The sequence below is a fragment of the Ornithinimicrobium avium genome, assembly GCF_003351765.1.
GTDB classification, from domain to species: domain Bacteria; phylum Actinomycetota; class Actinomycetes; order Actinomycetales; family Dermatophilaceae; genus Ornithinicoccus; species Ornithinicoccus avius.
On sequence record NZ_CP031229.1, the window covers coordinates 1,011,520 to 1,028,931 of the forward strand.

Here is a 17,412-nt window from a genome sequence, read left to right on the forward strand (position 1 = left end):
GACGAGGACGGTTGGGTTCACCCACGAGTCGGGTCCCTCCTGCTGGCTGCTCCGACGTGGAGCAAGCCCTTTGGACAGCCCCCTCTCGGGTGACTCGGGACTTCCAGGCACACTGAGTCGCTCGAGCACGCCTTCGACCTGGCTCCCAACGCGAGTCAAAGCCCGGGTAGTCAAGTGGCGGGTATGTCAGACGCCACGCATATTCTACGGAGTGGTCGCGTTCGTTCCAGCCCCCGACTGAAGGACAAGGATGACTGAGAAACCACTGCCCGACCCCTACGATCCCGAGTCATACCCACCGGAGGAGATGTTCCCAGCCCAAACGTCTGCGTTCGAGGACGGGTTCACGGAGCAATGGCGGCTTCTAGCGCAGCATCTGGCATCCGGCGGTGACTTCAGCACGGCACCGCGGCCCGACCTCGACCGCTTCAGCGCACAGTTCCCCCGCTCCGCCGTGGAGGGGATCCAGCAGGCGCGCCACGACGCTGCGGAGATGATCTCGGCAGGCGTTTACGACGCTGATGGGATCGTCCGGACTCTTCACTCGGAAGACGAAGAGCACCGCAAGTTGAGGGAGGCTCGGGCTTTGGTTGACGGCGGGGAATTCTCACCCCCCGCAGACCCAGCAGCCGTCCGTCTGCATACCACCATCACCAGACTGTTCACGCAGGACGTCGTCCACGATGCTGCGGGTTTGCCGTACAAACCGATCCACATCGTGAGCAAACACCTCCGACTCGACGGGCCGGTATTTCTGCTAGGTCACGGGGAGGTCGACCTCGGGATGTCGCTGAAGGGCGACTTCTGCCTTGACGTCGTCGATGCGGATCCGGACAGCCCCGGCAGTGGCGTGCTGACGCTCCGGTTCCTATGGGGTGACCCGTCGACGATCGTGGGAGCTGTCGAGGCAGGCGAGATACGCGGGCCCAACCGATGGGTCGGCATCGGCCACGCCGGGGCTAGCCACCTCATCCTCGAGGAGGGCCACCGGATCTACCACGTCGACACGTCAGACAGCCTACCGCTGGTCCATGACGAGCGCTTTGGTTCTTCAGCGTGGTTTTGGAGCGCCTCCGGCGGATACCCGATCTTCTTGGCGATCGATGCGAACGGTCAGCCCGTGGGTCTGATTTTGGACAGTTCCGGTATCACCAACTACTACTACTTCGACGATGAGGACGAGGCGGTTTTCGAGCCGTGGCCCGAAGGCGCGCGCGAGTTCGACCCTCAGCGGGACGAGCCACCAGACAGCGATCTACCGATGAGCTGGTGGGTCTGAGGGCGACCCTCACAGAGAGCACGGGCTGACAAACCTCACGTGCGTACGGATCCTCGGCCAAATCTAGTGGCCAGCCATGGTCGCGGTCGGCCTGGCGACCAAGGCCACGCCCAGTGGCTGACCTGGCGACCGCGAGGCCGGTGCCGCGACGCATCAGTTCTGCGGCAGGGCAACGGGACCGTTGGCCTGCCGCGCAACGGGATGTCCGACCGGGCAGGGTCCAGACAGGCCGCAGGATGCTGCTCAGCCCGCCTTGACCTCAGGCAGCAGCTCGCGCATCTCCTCGGCCGCCCTCACGACGTCCGGCGGCAGGACCCGCCCGGCCAGCTCGCCGCCCGCCTTCTGCGCCGCGCGGCCACCGAGGAAGAGGTCCGTCTGCCTGGCGATGAGGCCCAGGGGGACGGCGGCCGCGCGAAGCCGGCGCGGGTCGTTGCCGGACACCACGACCGCGGCGGGCCGGGAGACGCGCACCGCCCGGAGCAGGTCGTGCAGGGGTGTGTTGGCGCCGTAGAACCGGGTCTGCCAGCCCTGGTCCCGCAGCAGCAGGCCGAGCGCCAGCAGCGGCAGGTCGTGCAGCTCGCGCGGCGGGCAGGCAAGCCATACCTCGGGACCGCCCACGACCGGTGGTCGGCGCAGCGCGTCGAGGTAGGAGCGGACCAGCTGGGTGGACAGGTGCTCCTGGGCGACGGAGACCTCGCCGCGCTTCCAGCCCTCGCCGATCTCGCGCATGACCGGCATGATCACGTCCCCCACCAGGGAGACCGGGCCCCTGCCCTCCCGGTGCTCGTCGAGAACACGCAGGGCACGCTCCTCGTCGAAGCTCATGAGGGCGGTGAGGAGGTCGGCCTGGGCAGCGTCGGAGGTCGGCATCCCCTCCATGGTCCCACGGGCGCGACGAGTGCCCAGGTCGGAGCAGCCCCGGCGCGCCCCTTCGGCAGAGATCCTCAGCCGCGGGTGCGCTGGGCGACGTCGACGGCGCCGGCCCACCGGGCGACGTCGTCGGGCAGCTCGGGTGAGGTGTCCAGGTGGCCCAGCGCGGTGATCACGTCCGGCGCCGCGACGCGCTCGCCGGTGCCGCGGGTCAGGAAGCGGCCGGCGACCAGGCCGCGGGCGCAGAGGTCCTCCCCGCGGGTGAAGACCTGCTCGAGGTAGACCATGCGCTCGTCCCACCCGACCATGCGCGTGGTGATCTCGAAGCGCTGGCCCAGCGTGAGCGAGCGCCGGTAGCGCACGGTCTGCGCGGCGACCACCGGATACCAGCCGGTCCTCTTCAGCAGCGGGAAGCCACCGAGGTCGGCGATGAAGTTGCTGCGCGCGACGTCCATCATCTGCAGGTAGACGCCGTTGTTGACGTGCAGGTAGTAGTCGAGGTCGCCGGGCCGCACCCGCATGCGGGTCACCGACGGGTCGAGGACCCCCTGCCCGGGGATCGCGGGGCGCGGCCGGACGCCGGCGGCGAGGAGCTGGAGCTGACGGGCCACGCCCACCAGGGTCTCATCCGCCCGGGCACGGCCCCGACGGGGGCCTCAGGCGCGCAGCCGCTCCCCGCCCGGGTCGTAGGGCGACTCCTCGATGACGCGGGCCGGGCGGCGCTCGCCCAGGACGGGCACCTCCAGGTCGGTCCCCGGGACGCCGAGCTCGGTATGCAGCAGCGCCAGGGCCAGGTCGTGGCCGAAGGTGGCCGAGTGGGCCCCGGAGGTGACGCGTCCGACCAGCCGGCCGTCGTGGTAGACCCCTTCGTGGCCCAGCACGCTGGCGCCGTCGGTGTCGACCGCGAGCGGGACGATCCGGGTGGGCACGCCCGCCTCCTGCTGGGCCAGCAGCGCCTCCCGGCCCACGAAGTCGCCCTTGTCCAGGGCCACGAAGCGCTCCAGCCCGCTCTGCAGGGCGCTCAGCTCCGGGGTGAGGTCTCGGCGCACCGCCCGGTAGGACTTCTCCAGCCGGAGCGGCTCCAGCGCGCGCAGGCCGACCAGCCGCAGCCCCAGGTCCTCCCCGGCGGCCAGGAGCAGCTCGAGCAGGTGCCGCTGGTAGCCGGCCGGGTGGTGCAGCTCCCAGCCCAGCTCGCCGGTGCTCCCCACCCGGAGCAGGCGCACGTCGTCGGCCGTCCCGACGCTGCCGGTCCGCAGCGCGAGCCACGGGAAGGCCTCGGTGGACAGGTCGACCTGCGTGACCCGCGAGAGCAGGTCGCGGGCGCGCGGGCCGGCCACGCTCAGGCAGCCGCGCTCGTGCCCGGCGTCGCGCAGCCGGACGCTGCCGTCGGTGGGCGCCGCGCGGCGCAGCTCGTCGAGGGTGAGCCGCCCGGCGCCCGGCGCGGAGACGAGGTAGAAGCGGTCCTGCGCGAGGCGGGCCACCGTGTGCTCGGCGAGCACCCCTCCCTGCGGGGTGAGCTGGTGGCCCAGGCGCACCTGGCCGGGCTCGGGCAGGCGGCCGGCCAGCACCCGGTCGAGCCAGGCGGCGGCTCCTGGCCCCTCGACCTCGAGCCTGGTCAGGCAGGTCAGGTCGACCAGGCCGACGGCCTCGCGCACCGCGGCGGCCTCGTCGGCGACATGGCGTCCCAGCTCGGTCCAGCGCCAGCTGGGCCGGTCGCGCGCCGGCACACCGTCGCGGGCGAACCAGGTGGGGACCTCCCACCCGTCGCGGACACCCCATACCGCTCCCCTGGAGGTGAGCAGGTCGTAGCCGGACGCGGTCTTCTGCGGGCGCGAGGCGGGCCGCTCCTCGCCGGGGTAGTGCTGCAGCGCGTGGGTGCCCCAGGCCTCGCGGACCTTCTCCCGGGTCCACTCCTTGGTGGCGTGCTCGCCGAACCGGCGCGGGTCCAGCTCGAGGACGTCGATGTCGGTGCCGCCCTCGACGATCAGCGCGGACAGGTGGTGCCCGATCGCCCCGGCCCACAGGATCCCGCCGGGGACGCCCTCGGCGAGCCAGACGTTCTCCAGGCCCCAGGCCGGGCCCATGAGCGGCAGCTCGTCCGGGGTCATCTGGAAGGGGCCGCGCACGTTGGAGCGCAGCCCGGCCCGGCCCAGGGCCGGGACGACCTCGACGGCCTCCTGCCACTGGTCGGCGACCGCGTCGAAGTCCTCCGGCAGCAGGTCGGCGCCGAACCACGACGGCACCCCGTCCTCGGCGAAGAGCTGGAGCTGGTCGACCCGTTCGTAGGGGCCGTAGAGCAGCGCCGTGCCCTCCTCGCGCAGGTAGCCCTCGAACCGCTCGTCGCGCAGGATCGGCAGCTCCGGCCGCCCCTGCTGCCGCCGCTGGACGAGCTCGGGGACCTCGTCGGTGATCCAGTACTGGTGGACGATCGGCACCGCCGGCAGGTCCAGGCCCACCATCGCGCCGGTCTGCCGGGCGTAGTTGCCGGTGGCCAGGACCACGTGCTCGCAGGCGACGTCGCCGCGGCCGGTGCGGACCAGCCACTCCCCCGACCCCCGCCGCTCCAGGCCCAGCACCTCGGTGCCGGTGTGCACGGCCGCGCCCAGGCGCCGGGCCTCCCGGGCCAGGGCGTGGGTCAGGTCGGCCGGCGCGACGTGCCCGTCGTCGGGGTGGTACAGGCCGGCGAGCACCTGCGGGTCGTCCAGCAGCGGCCACAGCTCCCGCACCTCCACCGGGGAGAGCAGCTCGGCGCGCTGGCCCTGCACGGGCGCCACGTCCAGATAGCTGCGGTACTCGTCCAGGCGGTCGGCGCTGGTGGCCACCCGCAGCTGCCCGCACCGGTGCCAGCCGATGTCCTCCCCGGTGCTCGCCCGCAGCTCGTCGTAGACCCGGATCGAGCGGGCGATCATCGTGCCCACGCTGCGGCTGCGGGCGTAGGAGGGGATCAGGCCGGCGGCGTGCCAGGTGGACCCGGCGGTCAGCTCGGTGCGCTCCAGCAGCACCACGTCGTGCCACCCCCGCAGCGCCAGGGCGTGCAGCACGGCCGCACCCACGACGCCGCCGCCGACGACGACGACCCTGGCGGAGGTCTGCACCGACCACTCCTTCGCTGGGAGGACGACCTTGCCCTACCGGCGCACCATAGCGACCGGGTGTTCCTGCGGCCACAGCGCCCAGCGCGCCAGCGCGACCGCCCGGTGGTGGTGCGCGCCAGGCGCGTCCCCGCGGACCCGCCCGCCCGCCGCCTGGCTGAGGGTGAACCAGACGGGCCACACCATGTGCGAGGCGTGCCGCGGCTCGACACCGAACGGCCCGGTCATCAGGCCGCAGGCGCTCATGATCCGGGCGACCGCCCCGGCATGGTCGAGGTCGGCGCGACCGGTCGCCGCGGTGAGCAGGGCGAAGAGGGCCTTCGCCGAGCGCAGGTGCTCGTCCCGATCGTGCAGCAGGCGGGCGGCGAGGGCTGCCACATACTCCTCGTCCGTGGTGAGCGACCGCGCGAGGCGGGTCGCCAGGAGGCGGCCCTTGTGCTTGCGCAGCAGGCCGACCTGCTGGCAGGTGGTGCGCAGCTGGGCCACGGGCAGGGTCTGGTCCTCCCGGTTGCCCCTGCCGACCCAGTCCGACTCCAGCCCCAGGTCGTGGTAGGCGCGTTCGACGTAGGAGGGCTTCATCCAGCCCGCCGCCGTGAGCGGGATGCCCTCCTCGCCGGCCAGCTCGACGAGGTAGCGGTAGGGCCGCGCCACCGCCGCCAGGTCCTCCGCCGTCAGCCCGGCCTCGTGCTCGGCGCGCGCCCGCGCGGACAGTGCGGCGAGCTCGGCGACCACCGTAGGCAGGGCCAGGCCGAGCAGTGGCTCCAGCGCCTCCGGCAGCGGGGCCGCGCCGGCCCCGGAGAGGGCCGCCCGCACCTCGTCGGCCGACATCCCGAAGAGGGCCAGCCGCTGGGCCACCTCGTCCAGGTCGAGGGCGGTGGGGTCCCAGCCGGGCGGGAGCCAGTCGCGCTGCTCCTGGTCCAGGCCCGTCAGGGCGGGGTCCGCCCGGTAGGCCTCGACCAGCTCGTTGTGCCCGTAGGGTCCGCCGCAGTCCTCCAGCGGGCCGGCCATCCGCCCACCCGTGCAGACGGCGACCGGGGCGTCGGGGTCCAGCGGCCCGACCGACTCCAGCTTGATCGTGTGGGTCCAGTCGTCGCCGAAGTCGTAGGTGTAGAACAGCCGGTCGCCCGGCTCGCGCAGCAGCTGGTCGAGCTGCACGTCCGACTCCATCACCCCCTCCTCCCCCTCGTCCAGGTCCTGCTGGGTGAGGAAGGACGGCCCGCGCCACACCTGCTTGCTCGGTCCGGGCCAGAACTTGTGCAGGTGGTAGTCCTCCCACCCGAACGCCGCCTGCAGCACCTCGTGCACCTCGTCCAGCATCAGGTCCCCGCGCAGCACCAGGCGCCGCCACACCGGCGGACGGGTCCCGTCCACGTCGACCCGCACCGTGAGCGCGCACGGCTCCTCGGGCGGCTCGGGCAGCTCGGGCATCTGCGGGGTATGCCGTGCGGCCGGCCCGAGCAGTCCCCCGCCCAGGATGCCGGTCGCCAACGTCTGTAGCTCGTCGCCGGACAGGCCGGCGACCCAGCGGCGCATCTGCTCGATCGGGTCCTCGTCGCTCACCGCACGAGCGTAACCGCACGCCCGCGGCCGGCCCTTGTCCAGCCGTCGAGCATCAGCAGCGTCCCGGCGGTCCGCCCGGCTGCCCGTAGCCTGGCCACATGACGACGGCACGGGGTGCCCACCTGACGGGCAGCGTGAACTTCGACGACGCCGAGAAGACCATGCGCACGGTCGCCGGGATCCTCGGCGCGCACGTGGCGCGGATCCCCGACGGCGAGGTCGGCAAGCGGTTCCACTGGATCATGTTCCAGCCGGACGTGCTCGGGCAGGCCGACGGCATCGAGCGCGTCGGCGGGGAGCCGATCCCCTTCGGTGCCGGGCTCGACGCCCGCCCGCTGCGCCTCGCCGAGGGCCTGGACCCCGCGGAGCTCGAGCTGCCACCGCTGGGGTATGCCGACGCGGCGCGCGAGTCCTACGCGATCTTCACCCGGCTGCGTGAGGAGGGCACGATCTCCGCGGGGACCCGCTTCCAGGTGTCCCTGCCCACGCCGGTCGCGGTGGTCGGCTCGTTCTTCACCGGCGATGACCGGACCGCCGTCGAGCCCGTCTACGCCGACGCGCTCCTGGGCGAGCTGGAGCAGATCCTCGAGGAGGTCTCGCACGAGGACCTCGCGATCCAATGGGACGTGGCCAGCGAGATGGGCATCCTCGAAGGCGCCTCCGGCTACGGGACGCCGATGCAGGGCTGGTGGACCGGGGACGTGCTCGAGGGGATGGTGGCCCGTCTCGCGGCCCTCGTCGACGCGGTGCCCGAGGACGTCGAGGTGGGCGTCCACCTGTGCTACGGCGACGCGGGAGAGAAGCACTTCGTCGAACCGACCGACACCGCGAACCTCGTGCGCGTCGCGAACGCGCTGATCTCTGCCGCGGGCAGGCAGCTGACCTGGCTGCACCTGCCGGTGCCGATCACCCGCACCGACGAGGCCTACTACGCCCCGCTCGCGGACCTGGCCGACGTGCCCGAGCTCTACCTGGGGCTCGTGCACCGCGAGGACGGCCCCGAGGGCGCCCGGGCCCGGATCGCCGCAGCCGCGGCCGTCCTCGACCGGGACTTCGGCGTCGCGACCGAGTGCGGGATCGGCCGCGCCCCCGAGGGCACCACCGAGGGGATCCTGCGGACCCACGCCGAGGTCGCGCTGCCCCGCTGAGCAGAACCCGTCAGGCGCGCTGCGCACCGGCGCCCGGCCTGTCGTCCCCGTCCGCGGACCGCCCGGTATCGTCGCCCGGATGACTGCGCGCAGGCTCTCCCGCGAGGAGTTCCACACCAGGCTGGCGACCCTGGAGCGCGGCGACCTGGTGAAGGTGCTGTGGACGCTCTACTGGCGAGGGCCCACCCCGGTCCGTGAGCGCATCGAGGACCTGCTCGACCCGCAGGGCCGGCCCGCCCGCGAACAGGTGCGACAGGCTGCGCCCGACGCCGCCGCGACGCTGGCGGCCGTGACCGAGTTCGCGGCCCTGGCACGCTCCGGCGCCTATCTCGGACGCGACCGTCGCGTCTCGCCGAAGGAACGGACCCGCTGGCGGATGACCTTCCGCTCGCTGGCCAGCGCGAGCCAGCAGGCGCTGCTGGGCGAGGACGTCGCGACGGCCACCCGGGCGGTCAGCACCCTGGTCGACCTGGCCTGCGAGACCAAGGACGTGGACTACTTCCGTTCGCAGGACCCGATGGAGGCCGCCCGGTTCGTCGTCTCCGACGTGGTGGGACTGATGTGGGCACGGCTGCGTGACACCAGGGGCGCTGGCGACATGGTGCAGCACGCCGTCACGGACCTGGTGCGGTGGGAACGGCCCTACGGATGGACCCGCACGGGATTCGGGTGGGTCGCCGGGCGGGAAGCTTCCCTGGCAAGCGTGCTGGCCGGCCTGCTCACGGTGCCGGACCTGTGGCAGACAGCCGCTCACGCGTATGTCGAGGCTCTTGACGACCCCGTCGCCTCCCGGGCAGGGGGCCGTCGGGGTCGTCCCCGCCGGGAGCTGGCTGAGGACCTGGCCGCGTGGAACACACTCCTCCTCGAGCGCCTGGCCGGTCCGGAGCACGAGGAGCTCCTCGCCCGGGTGTCCACCCACGCGCGGGTCACCGGCCGGAGCTGACCTCCTTCCACGGTCATCCACAGGGGTATGCGGTGAGCCGCGTCGCACGCGGCGTGCCCGCCGGCTCACCGGAGCCGACGGGCACGCCATACCTCGGGGGATCAGGACGGGTCAGGACGGGAGGGGTCGCGCACGGATCCGCGTGGTCTCACTCCCCCCGCGGGTCGCCCACGTAGTCGCCGCGCTCGCGGATGTTCTCGATGACCGACAGGTCCGCGGTCGCCCAGGAGCCGTCGGCGACCGCCTTGAGCAGCTCGTAGCCGGTCACGCTGGCGGTCTTGGAGATGTAGCCGGCCGACTTCTGGCCGATCCCGCCGCGCAGCTCGAAGAGGACGGAGGCGGACCCGAGCAGGCCGTAGGCGTTGCGGGCGATGCCCGGCGTCTCGGTGCTGGGGTAGCGGGTGATGTTGGCGTAGCCGTAGTCGTCGACGGCCTGCAGCATCACCGACGCCGCGCGCTGGGAGTCGGTGATCGTCTGCGCGAACTCCTCGGTGATGCCGAGCTCGGCGGCGGTGTCCACCGCGTTGGGCCACATGATCGAGCCGGTGATCATCCGCCCGTCCTCGTCGACGTAGGTGCCCTGGTGGTGGTAGTCGACCATGAGCACCGGCTGCAGCTCGTCCCACAGGGTGCGCATCGCCATCGCCTCGGGCACCTCGTTGAGCGTGTCCTCGCCCTCGACGTAGGGGTTGTCCTGCGGCGTCTCGCCGTAGGAGTGGTAGCGGTTGATGTCGTAGCCGCGTCCCTCCAGCCAGAAGTCGCAGCCCACCTCGCAGGTCGGGTCGTAGTTCTGCCGCCACGGCGTGGTCCGGCCCCACTCGTCGGTGACGTCGCCGTCGAAGCCGTCCACGTTGACGCGCGGCACGATGGTGACGGTCAGGGCCTCACGGATGGCCCGGTTCTGCGGGTTGTTGCTGCCGGCGACCTGCCGGATCAGGTCCATCATGCTGCGACTGACCATGAACTCGTTGCCGTGCTGGTTGGCGATGAACATCACCGGCACCGGTCCGTCGCCGATGGTCACCACCGGGATGTCCCGGCCCAGGTTGCTCTGCAGCGGGGCCGGCTCGAGCTCGATGGCCCCGCGGTCCTCGAGCTTCTGCAGGGTCGACCACATCTCCTCGTAGGAGGCGACCCCGCTCAGGCTGTTCCCGTCACCCCACGGGCCGCCTGGGATGGTCTCTGGCGGGTCCGCCTGCGCGGCGCTCCCGTGCGCTCCGGCGACCACGGCCGCGACCAGCGCCAGCGAGCCGAGAGCCGCAGGGATTCGGCGTCTTGATCTCATGTATCGTCACGCTCCAGGTGTGGTGCCCGGCGTGGCCCTGGTGGCCACGCTCGTTGTGGCCCCCATCACGCTAGGAGCGATCTGGTCAAGACGGGGTATGGAGCAGGTCAAGACTTGGTCAGCGTTCGGACCTCGCCGCCGCGCACACCTCTTGGCACTTCCGCTCTTGCGACGCCCGGACGGCAGGAGGACGCTGGTGTCATCCGGACGCGCTCGCGCCCGTGCCGGTAAGGAGGCCGCGATGCCTGACGTGACGCTGCTGCTGACCACCCCCTCGGGGACGGCGGGCCTGCCCCGCAGGAGGGTGGAGGCGGCATACACCCGGCTGGTCCCGGCCGACGCGGATGCCGAGGGTGCGGAGCGGGAGAGCGCGCGGGTCGTCGACGTCGTCACCGCCGAGCTGACCACCGAGCTCGGCGCGACGCTCGTGCTGACCGACGCCGACCCGGAGGCGCCCGCGGTGCTCCACGTGCTCACCGGCACCGGCTCCGTCCGGCTGCGCCGCGTGCTCGAACCGCCGCTGCGGGACAGGGTCGAGGTCGCCCTGACCAAGGAGGAGGTCAAGGCGGTCGCGCAGCCCGAGCTCGAGGCGGACGTGCAGGACCCGCCCGTGGTGCGCCGCGCCAGGCTGGTGCCCGTCGGGACCGTGCCGGTGCGCTTCGCGAGCGCCGAGCTGCGGGTCGCCCCGTTCGCCGTCGCCGACTGGACAGCGCTCGGGCTCGAGTCCCTCTTCCAGCTCCCCCAGCCGCAGACCACCTCCGCCGAGGCGCAGCCGACGACCCTCCCGGCCGTGGAGGCCCTCCCCTGGGCACCCGTCCCGCTCGGCGTGGACGGCGGGTTCGTCCTGGGTATGCCGCGCACGCCCGGCTCGTCGTGGCTCTGGTGGCTGGCCGACGGCTCCAACGTCGCGCTCGGCGCGGTCGAGGACGACCTCGGCACCGACCGCCCGGATCTGCTGGCCCTGCCGCTGCCGCCGTTCGCGGTGGCCCCGACCGGGGCCGAGCCGGCGGGCCGGACCCCGTTCGCGACCAGCGACCGCGAGCTGGCCGACAACCCGGACGTCTACGGCGAGGACCCCGGCGCCTTCTGCCACCCCTTCTCCAGCCCCGAGCGCGTCCTCGGGGAGCGGGCCTTCCACGTCATACTGCGCGCGGAGCAGCCGGCCGTGAGCTCCGAGCCGACCCGGCGCTTCCCGTCCTTCCCCGTCCTCGACTACGACCCCGTGGTCGCCACCCGCGACGACCTCGACGACCCGCGGCTGCGCCGTGCCGCCCTCGACCCGGACCTCCGGGTCCCCCTGGCCGGGGTCCTCGGCCGCGCGACGTCGGTCGTGCGGCCCTCGCTGCCGGTCGACTACCTGGACGGCCTGCTGCGCACCGACGGCGGGAGGCACGTCGTCGACGCCCGCCACCCGCTGGACTGGGAGGGCGACGCGTCGCGCTACCAGGCCGCGACGGTCGCGCGCGGCCACATCCTGGAGTACCGCATGCGCTGGCGGTCCAACGGCTACTCCCTCGGCACCGTCGCCCGGTCGCTCACCCTGGCCCCGCGCCAGGTCAGGCGCATCCAGAAGATCGAGTTCGAGCGGCTCGAGCGGACCCGGCGCGAGGAGTCGACGCAGCTCGTGGACCAGGTGGTGGACCAGGTCGCGCGCGACCGCTCCTACGAGGACAGCGTCGAGGCGAGCCTGTCGGAGTGGGCCCGCGGCGAGTCGTCGTCGAGCACGAGCGCCGTGGCCGGCGGGTTCGGCTTCGCGGTCCCCGGCTTCGTCGCCGGGGGCGGCGGCGGCCACTCCAGCGCGCAGAGCGCCTCGTCGCAGTCGGGCGGCCGGCAGACACGGGCGGCCGAGGAGCAACGGCTGCGCGACACGATCCGCCGGTTCGCCGACGCGCGCCGCAAGCTGGACAGCGTCGTCGTGACCGAGGTCAGCCAGGAGGAGACGGTCACCGGCACCGTCGAAGTGGTGCGCAACGCCAACTACGCCCACTCGCTGACGGTGATCTACTACCAGATCCTGCGCCACCTCAAGCTCGAGACCGCCTTCGCCGCGGTCCGCGAGTGCCTCTTCGTGCCGTTCGCGGTCAAGCCGTTCACCCTCGCCCGCGCCTACCGCTGGCGCGAGTCGCTCCGCAAGAACCTCCGCGACCCGCGCTACACCACGGCGCTCACCTACTTGCGGGACGTGCTGACCGGCTTCGCCGGCTCCTCCGTCCCGCCCGGCGCCCGGGCCGACCAGCCGATCCGCCAGCTGCGGGGGTCGATGACGATGCGGCTCGGGGTCGAGCGCCCCAACGTGGCGCTCGACGTCTTCGACGAGCTGCCGTGGGCGCCGCTGCGCCCCTTCCTCGGCAGCCCGGCGCTGTCGATCTTCGGCCGGCTGCGCGAGCTCGCCGACCACGCGCGGGACTCGTGGTTCCAGGCCGAGCAGGCGCCGAGGATCGCGGCCGGCTGGGTCGACACCCTCCTGCTCACCGCCGGCGGCACCCCGCTGGCGGCGGACTTCACGCTGGCCTCGCGCTACCAGTTCAACGGCAGCGTGCGCGTCGACTTCACCGCGCGGCCACCGGTCGGGCAGCAGCTCACCCGGCGGATCTTGACCGACCTGCACGTGGTCGCCTCGCGCCCGCTGACGCCCGGGTCGGTCGCCAACGTCACGTCGTTCAGCTACACCTACGACACCGACCACTTCCGGCGCAGCGTCCGGGTCGCGGCCGGCAGCGACGACCTCGTCTCGGCCGAGACCGGGGTGGTGGACCCGAACGGCGCGTCCGGCTCCGAGCCCCCCGACCCCTGGGAGCTCAGGGACGAACGGCAGGAGATGGTCAGGGCGGTTCAGGACCTGCTCGGACACCTCAACGAGCACGTCGAGTTCTACGACAGCTGCATCGTCTGGGAGATGGACCGCAACCGGGTCTTCATGCTCGTGGACGGAGCGATCATCCCGGGGACCGCCGGACTGAGCGTCGCCTCCGTCGTCGAGCGGGACCCCATCGCGATCATCGGCAACTCGCTGGTGTTCCGGGTCTCGGCGGGGGCCTTCCTCGGCCTCGACGGCCTGGACACCCCGGCGAAGCTGCACGCCTGGTACGCCGACAACGGCGCTCACAGCGAGCCGATGCACGTGGCGCTGCCGACCGACGGGCTCTACGCGCAGTCGATCATGGACCCGTGCGTGGCCCTCGAGGAGCACCAGGGCGACCTGGACTGGGTGCTGGAGGACCCCGAGCCCGAGCTCGGCTCCCTCGACCCCTCGCTGCTGATGTCGAGGCGCGCCGAGCCGATGACCACGGCACCGACGCCCCTGCCGCAGACGATCATCAGCCTGCAGAACGCGCCCGAGGCGCCCACGCCGTCCGGCCTGGCCGGGGCGCTGGGCGCGGTGCAGAACGGCGCCGCCTTCCGCGACATGGCGGGCCTGGCGGGCACGCAGGCCAACGCCGCCGCGGGCCTGCAGACCGCGGCCGGGCTGGCGACGAGCTTCGGCCAGCAGGCCGCTGCGCTCAAGATGGCCGAGCTGGCCGCGAGCGCGCAGAAGACCAAGGAGGCCAACCAGAAGCTGGCCACGGTCAAGAAGGCCGCGGACACCGAGGCCGTGCCCCCGGAGAAGGCGCAGGAGGCCGCCGGCAAGATCCTCGACGAGCTCACCGCGCCCTCGACCATGCCCGTCTTCGGCGGCGACGGCTCCGGGCTGAAGGGCCTGGGCGACCTGCTCAAGACCGCCGCGTTCACACCGGGCAGCGACGTGACCGCCACTCCGGACGGGCTCAAGGTCGCCCTCGGCGGCGGCCCCGGCGTGGGGTCCGCCGTCGGCGCGCTGCAGCTGGCGTCCTTCGGCTCGCTCCCCGCGGCGGTGGGAAACCTGGTGCCCGACTCGCTGGGCGGGCTCCTCGGGTCGATCCCCGGCGTCGGCGACGTGGTCGACCTCTTCCGCGACTGGGTCACCAAGGCCGAGACCTTCAAGCGCGAGGTGGCCGCGACCGCCCGGGCCGAGCTCGCCGCCTGGGCGGGCCGTCCCGAGAGCGACCCCGCCGTCCTGTCCTTCCTCGAGGCCTACGGCAGGGCGGCCAACGCGACGGACCCCGCCGTCTGGGCCGCCGGGGCCGCGGGCGACACGGTCGCGTGGAGCGCGGGCTTCGTCAGCTTCTGCGTGCAGGAGGCGGCGCGGGCAGCCGGGATCCCCGGCGACCCGTTCGGCCGTAGCACGCTGCACGCGCGCTACGTCCTCGCGGCCAAGCAGAACCGCGTGACCAGGAACCTGGCCAACCCGTTCTGGCTCTACAAGCTCGACGAGGTGCGCCCGGACGTCGGTGACCTGCTGTGCAAGAACCGTCCCGGGACGAGCGCGCTCACCTACGACAACATCCAGGGCACCGAGGCCAGCCACGTGGACGTGGTCACCGAGGTGAGCAGCGACCACCAGCTGCTCGCCTGCGGCGGCAACCGCACGGGCACGGGGCTGACGGTGGCCGAGGCCCCGGTGGCCCTCGTCGACGGCTTCGTCACGGCCGCGTCGGCACACCAGGCGGCCGGACCCTACTTCGCCGTCCTGCGGGTGCGCACGAGCCCGCTCGAGGGCATCACCCTGCCGTGAGGCCGGCGCCATGGACGCCACGCTGACGCTCGTCGGACCGCACGGTCCCGTCCGCGGCGGCGACCCGCGCGGCCGCGGCACGATCACGGTGGTGGAGCTGCGGCACACCCTGACCACCCCGTGGGACGCGAGCACCGGCCGCGCCAGCGGCGCGCCCCGCCACGCACCCGTCGTGGTCACCAAGGAGCTCGACCGCGCCAGCCCGTTGCTCGCCGAGGCGTGGGCGAGCAACGCGGTGCTCACGAGCTGGCGGCTGGAGGTGCTCGGCACCGACGGGCTCGGCCGCCGCGTCCCGGTGTATGCCGTGGAGCTGCGCCGGGCCGTCGTCGTGCAGATCGTGGTGCAGACCCCTGAGGACGGCGAGCTGCCGCTGGAGAGCGTGTCGTTCGCCTACGAGCGGATCACCTGGACCTGGTCGGCCGGGAACGTCACGGCGACCGCGGGCTGGGGGCCGCCCACCTGACGGCGGCCGCACTGGTCGCACAGTTCCACCCACGGACGTGATGGTCGAGGGGCGTCCGGGGCAGCGCAAGACGTGGTCAAGCCCTCCACGCCCCGGTGAGAGCACGCGACCCGACAGGTGCGCGATCGTGGCCGGGCGCGGGGCGCCGGCATGGAAACTGACAAACATTGGACATGATTCCCTCTTGTCATCGCCGTTTCGCGGTTCTATGCTTGGACAATCCTTGGACAGCCCGTCCAGGACCTACACCCGAGGAGCAGCCATGACCGACCAGCTCACCCCCACGGCGCACGGCACCATCCAGGACGGCCAGGGCCAGGACGCCTCCTGGGCCGACCTCGGCAAGGAGATGTGGTCCTACCTCACCGGCCAGGGCGCGGCGATCAACTACAGCTTCGTCGACATGTCGGTGGAGGTCCCCCGGGACACCGGCGAGGACGCGCCCCGAGCCACCTGGAAGCTCAACGGGACGCTGCGGATCACGACCGAGGACCACGAGCACCGGGGCACGGAGAACCTCTGAGCCATGACCGCACTCCACCTGGATGCGGACCTGTCCCTGCAGGTCGACACGGGGGTCGCCGACGACGACCCCGGCCGCCGGTTGTCCGCCACCCTGACAGGGTGCGGATCGACCCTGACCCTCATGCTGGAGGGCCTGGACCGGGTGCCGCTCGGCCTAGCCCCGCGCCGGGCCCCGGACCTGGTCCGCGACCTCGCGCGGCTCCTGGCCGACGAGGGACTGACCCTGGAGGTCGCCTCGCCGGCCGGCCGGTTGGTCTCCCTCGGCGTGGTCCGCCAGCGGATCGGGGACCGGGCCCTCACCGGTTCCCCGCACGTGGCCGTGCACGACCGGCTCGCGACGGTGCGGATGCTGCGCTCCGGCGGCGGCCACGGTCCGGCGCTGGCAGCGCTCGTCCCTCCACCCACCCCGTGGCCGCTGACGCCGACCCTCACGCCACCACGCCGGCGGCGCGTCACCACGACGCACGACCCGCTCGGTGGCGGACACCCGCGGCTGGTCTACTACCTGCGGCCGCCCGAGCTCGGCGGCGAGCGCCTCGTGCTGGCGCTGCGCAAGGGGACGACCACCCTGGGCGGCGCGCAGACGGACGACCTCACGCTGCCTGACCTGGCTCCTGGCCACCTGCGCATCGAGCGTGACCCCGGCGACGACGAGTACCGGGTGGTGCCGGTGGCCGGCGCCGCCGTCCTGGTCTCGGGTCGCCCCGTCCAGACACCCACCGTGCTGCGGACCGGCACCGTGCTGCGGGTCGGCGAGGTCGTGCTCACCTACGTGCGCGACGAGTACGCCGACCACGGCCGGCCCTACGGCGGCCGCGAGGGCGGGGAGCTCGCCCGCCAGCGCCCCCAGCGACGGCCACGGTACCTGTGATGGCGACCACGAACTCCCGACAGCGGGACCTGTCCGGGGCGCACGTCGCCGTCGTAGGAGCCACCGGGGCGCTCGGCTCACGCCTGGTCGCCCAGCTGCGGGAGTCGGGCGCCGCGGTGCTCGTGGTGGGCCGCGACGAGGAGCGTCTCGCACCCCTGACGGGGGCGGCCGGCGCAGTGGTCGGCGACCTGGCCGACAAGACGCTCGGCGACCGGGTCGTGGCAGCCGTGGAGCGGCACCTCGAGGGCCGCCTCGACGGCCTAGTCAACGCGGCCGGGGTGGTCGCCTTCGGCCCGCTCGCCGACCTGGACGACGACGTGGCCGAGGAGCTCGTGCTGACCAACCTGGTCGGCCCGATGTGGCTGCTGCGTCGCGTCGTGCCGATGCTGCGCACCAGCCAGGGCTTCGTCGCCCAGATCACCGGCGTGGTGGCCGAGCAGGCGTTCCCCGGGATGGCCGCCTACGGCGCGAGCAAGGCCGGCCTGGCCGCCGCGGGCGGGTCCTTGGCCCGCGAGCTGCGGCGAGACCGCGTCGACGTGGTGGACCTGCGCCCTCCGCACACCGAGACCGGCCTGGCCGGCAGGGCGCTCGCCGGGCACCCGCCCGCGATGCCCACCGGGCTGGACCCCGACCTGGTCGTCCGCAGGATGGTGCGGGCGATCGTCGCACGGGAGAGCGTGGTGGGACCCGAGGCGTTCGCCCCTGAGAGCTAGGACCTGCGGGTCCCCTCCTTCACCTCCGAGAGCGCGCAGGGGGTGGGCTGCTCACCGGCGCCGACCGCGCGC

At 73.2% G+C, this 17,412-nt stretch carries 13 protein-coding genes; 8 read left to right on the top strand and 5 right to left on the bottom strand.

The features are described from left to right. Positions 1-250 precede the first annotated feature (250 nt). The gene (locus tag DV701_RS04660) at positions 251-1,279 is read left to right on the top strand and encodes a hypothetical protein (RefSeq protein ID WP_114927279.1); all 1,029 of its coding nucleotides are present in this window, start codon (positions 251-253) and stop codon (positions 1,277-1,279) included. 243 nt (positions 1,280-1,522) lie between these two features. Here the strand turns inward: DV701_RS04660 and DV701_RS04665 are convergent, their stop codons facing one another. The 4 genes from DV701_RS04665 to DV701_RS04680 form a co-directional block, all read right to left on the bottom strand. Continuing rightward, entirely contained in the window at positions 1,523-2,149 is a 627-nt protein-coding gene (locus DV701_RS04665) for a cobalamin B12-binding domain-containing protein (RefSeq protein ID WP_162802805.1), read from the bottom strand. A 74-nt stretch (positions 2,150-2,223) separates the two neighbouring features. Further along, entirely contained in the window at positions 2,224-2,760 is a 537-nt protein-coding gene (locus DV701_RS04670; protein WP_228255222.1) for an acyl-CoA thioesterase, read from the bottom strand. Positions 2,761-2,805: 45 nt separating this feature from the next. After that, a complete protein-coding gene (locus tag DV701_RS04675) occupies positions 2,806-5,244 on the bottom strand; it encodes a GcvT family protein (RefSeq protein WP_114927281.1) in 2,439 nt (812 codons plus the stop codon). A 33-nt stretch (positions 5,245-5,277) separates the two neighbouring features. Then, positions 5,278-6,801, bottom strand: a complete 1,524-nt coding sequence (locus DV701_RS04680; protein ID WP_114927282.1) for a plasmid pRiA4b ORF-3 family protein — start codon at positions 6,799-6,801, stop codon at positions 5,278-5,280. 98 nt (positions 6,802-6,899) lie between these two features. On the opposite strand from DV701_RS04680, the gene DV701_RS04685 reads away from it, so the two are divergent. Together DV701_RS04685 and DV701_RS04690 are read left to right on the top strand one after the other, a co-directional pair. Next, on the top strand, positions 6,900-7,949 hold the full coding sequence (locus DV701_RS04685) for a hypothetical protein (protein WP_114927283.1): 1,050 nt from the start codon (positions 6,900-6,902) through the stop codon (positions 7,947-7,949). A gap of 79 nt (positions 7,950-8,028) precedes the next feature. Beyond that, positions 8,029-8,892, top strand: a complete 864-nt coding sequence (locus DV701_RS04690; protein WP_114927284.1) for a hypothetical protein — start codon at positions 8,029-8,031, stop codon at positions 8,890-8,892. Between the two features lie 148 nt (positions 8,893-9,040). On the opposite strand, the gene DV701_RS04695 is transcribed toward DV701_RS04690, so the two are convergent. After that, positions 9,041-10,177 (bottom strand): M14 family zinc carboxypeptidase, encoded by a 1,137-nt coding sequence (locus tag DV701_RS04695; protein ID WP_114927285.1) that lies wholly within the window; start codon positions 10,175-10,177, stop codon positions 9,041-9,043. A gap of 241 nt (positions 10,178-10,418) precedes the next feature. Here DV701_RS04695 and DV701_RS04700 point away from each other — a divergent pair, with 241 nt between their 5' ends. The 5 genes from DV701_RS04700 (at position 10,419) to DV701_RS04720 (ending at position 17,340) form a co-directional block, all read left to right on the top strand. Further along, entirely contained in the window at positions 10,419-14,768 is a 4,350-nt protein-coding gene (locus DV701_RS04700) for a DUF2272 domain-containing protein (protein WP_114927286.1), read from the top strand. Between the two features lie 10 nt (positions 14,769-14,778). After that, complete coding sequence (locus DV701_RS04705; RefSeq protein WP_114927287.1) at positions 14,779-15,231, top strand: Hcp family type VI secretion system effector; 453 nt, start codon at positions 14,779-14,781, stop codon at positions 15,229-15,231. Between the two features lie 262 nt (positions 15,232-15,493). After that, positions 15,494-15,754 (top strand): hypothetical protein, encoded by a 261-nt coding sequence (locus DV701_RS04710; RefSeq protein ID WP_202863634.1) that lies wholly within the window; start codon positions 15,494-15,496, stop codon positions 15,752-15,754. A 3-nt stretch (positions 15,755-15,757) separates the two neighbouring features. Continuing rightward, complete coding sequence (locus DV701_RS04715) at positions 15,758-16,627, top strand: FHA domain-containing protein (RefSeq protein ID WP_114927288.1); 870 nt, start codon at positions 15,758-15,760, stop codon at positions 16,625-16,627. After that, positions 16,627-17,340: an SDR family NAD(P)-dependent oxidoreductase gene (locus tag DV701_RS04720; protein WP_114927289.1), complete on the top strand. Its 714-nt coding sequence runs from the start codon at positions 16,627-16,629 to the stop codon at positions 17,338-17,340. The genes DV701_RS04715 and DV701_RS04720 overlap by 1 nt, the downstream gene beginning before the upstream one ends. Positions 17,341-17,412 lie beyond the last annotated feature (72 nt).